General features: G+C 63.4%; 1 protein-coding gene. It reads right to left on the bottom strand.

Annotated elements, in window-relative coordinates:
* Positions 1 to 352 (bottom strand): acyl-CoA synthetase family protein (locus KVP70_RS33460; protein WP_217946737.1); only part of this gene is annotated, 352 nt, incomplete at both ends.

Below are 352 nucleotides of genomic sequence, written 5' to 3'. Positions count from 1 at the left end.
TGGCCGATAGCTGCTCACGCAAGTTGGTTGCCGACAAGGCCCCTTCTTCTGCCCCTGCTTGCGCGATCACGTACGCCACCAGCCGCTTGTCGCCCGGCTGGTCTTCGCGTGCGATCACAATCGCTGCACGCACACCTTCGCAGGCCGCCAGCCTGGCTTCGATCTCGCCCAGCTCAATCCGGAAACCGCGGATCTTGACCTGGAAGTCGTCCCTTCCTACATACTCGATGTTGCCATCGGCTAGCCAGCGGCCCAGGTCGCCGCTCTTGTATAGCCGCGCTTCCGCCTGCGCACTGAACGGATCCGGCAGGAAGCGCTCTGCCGTCAACTCCGCACGGTTCAAATAGCCGCG

The sequence above is a fragment of the Duganella violaceipulchra genome (genome assembly GCF_019166075.1).
GTDB classification, from domain to species: Bacteria; Pseudomonadota; Gammaproteobacteria; order Burkholderiales; family Burkholderiaceae_D; genus Rugamonas; species Rugamonas violaceipulchra.
Note: the sequence above shows the minus strand (reverse complement) of the source record. Positions and strands in the feature narration are given on the sequence as shown.